Annotated in this window: 3 protein-coding genes; 1 reads left to right on the top strand and 2 read right to left on the bottom strand. The window is 52.7% G+C overall.

What is annotated here, in order from left to right; genetic code table 11:
• Positions 1 to 204 precede the first annotated feature (204 nt).
• Both RC85_RS25540 and RC85_RS27300 read right to left on the bottom strand, forming a co-directional pair.
• On the bottom strand, positions 205 to 966 hold the full coding sequence (locus RC85_RS25540) for a hypothetical protein (protein ID WP_149753528.1): 762 nt from the start codon (positions 964 to 966) through the stop codon (positions 205 to 207).
• 114 nt (positions 967 to 1080) lie between these two features.
• On the bottom strand, positions 1081 to 1269 hold the full coding sequence (locus RC85_RS27300) for a hypothetical protein (RefSeq protein WP_157594081.1): 189 nt from the start codon (positions 1267 to 1269) through the stop codon (positions 1081 to 1083).
• 565 nt (positions 1270 to 1834) lie between these two features.
• Here RC85_RS27300 and RC85_RS28760 point away from each other — a divergent pair.
• On the top strand, positions 1835 to 2015 hold a 181-nt coding region (locus RC85_RS28760; RefSeq protein ID WP_238383236.1), incomplete at its 3' end, for a hypothetical protein.

Consider the following 2015-nt stretch of genomic DNA (forward strand, 5'->3'; position numbering starts at 1 on the left):
GTGTATCTCCTGTGCCACAGTTTAGCCTAGATGCACGTTCAGCGTCAAATGCGTGTGAAGCACGTGAGCAAGTGTCGAGCCAGCTGAATGAACGGCGTCGGCAGCGAGCGATTTCAGTCGGATAACGTCCGGGTTCACCGGGCGGGGAGAGAAAAGTGTTCCATTTGCAAAGACACGCAAGCCCCGCTCCGGTGCAACCCATGGTTATCCGGCATTTACTTGTTTGGGTTGAATTTCTTGCCAGCTGCTCCATGTTGATCCGTGTCGGACACCAACGCCCGGGTTTCGAGAGGCGAAACGCTCAATCTCGTCTTTCGTTAGGTTGGTGCCAGCTAGGTTAATCCACTTGATGTTATCCATGCTTGCAAGCGAGTCTAGTACTGAGGCGGTAACATTGCTCGATTTTATCGAAATGCGTTTTGCGTTACATTCTTGTCCAAATCGCAGGAACACCGGATCTGATAGGTCACAGTTTTGGAATGTGATTTTAGCTGCTATCCGACGAGGAAGCATCACTTCTCGCAGTTCTTCCACTGTTACCTCATTGCCGTCAATATGCAAGTATTTGACGTTACGAAAAAAACCCGCCCCAAGCGTTTCTTGGAGTACCGTGGGCAGCAAAACCGGTCCATACGCAAACCAATCGCCATTCGGTGCCCCGTCCTGTTCAAACGATAGCTGAAGACCGATCGCCATTGACTCTTTTGAAGCGATAGATCTACGAGCAGGACGGAGCAGGCAAGTGCAGGTGGCGATGACTGCAAACAGTGCGACATAGATTGTAGTCTTTCTGAAGCGATGGAGCGCGCATCTAAAACCGAGGAAGACGGCAGCAAGGAAGAATGCCGCAAGCGTTCCCGCAAGCCAAATTGGTGACGCGACAAACTCAGGGGCCGTCCTGATAACGAATGCAGAGATAGCGACCAGTGCTATCGTCAAGCTGACCATGCGTTGTGTCGTTGACATGTTTGCAGCGTTCTAGCGGAATTTCATTCGGATAACGTCCCGCATCACCGGGCCGGGAGGGAAAAGTTAACCATCAGAAAACGCCCGCAAGCCCGGCTCCGGTGCATGCGATGGTTATCCGCCATATTGTTTGGGCGAGGCGGAAGACGCCGTTGCATCGCCAGCATCAATATACCACGAAAGGTTAAGGTTGCTAATCCGCATTCCATCGGGAACGCATTTTACAGAAAGTCCGCGAATCACAATGCGTTGGGTTTCGGCCAACGTTGGAACGACGCCATGAACTGGGTATCCCTCAATCACGGACCCATTGTTTACAGCAATGTAGTTGATCGTTTCACAGTTCGAGCAACGATGAGCAACCCAGTTTAGTTCTGGCCAACACGCAATAGCGTGCTCGATTGCATCACGAACAAGCGTTGCCTCCGTGCAATCCGTGCAGTTCAGGTATTCGCTAAGCACCGAGTTCACATGAGGCTCCAGGTTGGGGTCGGCACAGTCGGATAACGGTAAGCATCACCGAGGTGGCGGGATTTGACGTGCAAGCAGAGAGAAAAGTGTGCGGCCGCCACTCCGGTGCATGCAATGGTTATCCGTCGCAAAAACCAGGGTGGATTTGATTAGTAGCCGCGCCATCGATAGAATGCCGCGTTTCCTGCGCGTCGTCCCGCAAGCGTTCCCATGGCCGGAATCGAGACAGTGGAAATCGTGCAGAGCAGCAGGATCCATGGCCCAGCCTCAGCTAGTCCGGGCGAAATCAAGATTAGGCAAGCAAATGGAATCATCCCAACCACCGCACCAACAAGGAGCCCAAGCAACCCAGCACCGGAGACAATCGCAGTTTTCATATCGATAGGAATCGGGATGTGTGAACTATAGCGGCAATGTGGATCTGGAGGCGCGTCTAGATTCAGCGACTCAGTCGGATAACGACCGGGATCACCGGGTACGGAGAGAAAAGTCAACCATCACAGAAAATCTCGCAAGCCGTACTCCGGTGCATCCCATGGTTATCCGCGATCATGTTTACGTTGGTGACCGGGACCGAC

The organism is Rubripirellula obstinata, assembly GCF_001642955.1.
GTDB classification, from domain to species: domain Bacteria; phylum Planctomycetota; class Planctomycetia; order Pirellulales; family Pirellulaceae; genus Rubripirellula; species Rubripirellula obstinata.

What these genes read in the sequence shown, in the direction of transcription:
- RC85_RS25540 (WP_149753528.1), bottom strand. Translation starts at nt 966, where the DNA reads ATGTCAACGACACAACGCATGGTCAGCTTGACGATAGCACTGGTCGCT.